1 protein-coding gene is annotated in these 347 nt (G+C 70.0%); it reads right to left on the reverse strand.

Features of this window, described 5'->3' with window-relative positions:
* The coding region (locus ACLQ2R_RS39610; RefSeq protein WP_425966555.1) for a DUF7507 domain-containing protein at positions 1-347 on the reverse strand (347 nt) is incomplete at both ends.

Genomic DNA, 347 nt, shown 5'->3' on the forward strand with positions numbered 1-347 from the left:
CCGGTGAAGGCGGTGGTGGTCACGACCACCCCGGTCAGGGTGGTGTTGCCGGTGTTGGTGACCAGGTGGGCGTAGGTGACGGTCTGGCCGGTGGTGGTGACGGCGACCGGTGTCGCGGTCTTGAGTAGGGCCAGGGTGGGAGCGGGTGGGATGGTGACCGTGGAGGTCGACGACGGGGAGGTGATGGCGGGTCCGGTGGGTGGGGTGGCGGTGGCGGTGGCGGTGTTGACGATGGTTCCGGTGTCGACGTCGGCCTGGGTGACGAGATACGTGCTGGTGCAGGTGGTCAGGTCCTGGGGGGCGAGGGTGGTGACCGGGCAGGTGATCACGGGCGGTGTGCCGGTGCC

This window comes from Streptosporangium sp. DT93 (assembly GCF_049844535.1).
Taxonomy (GTDB): domain Bacteria; phylum Actinomycetota; class Actinomycetes; order Streptosporangiales; family Streptosporangiaceae; genus Streptosporangium.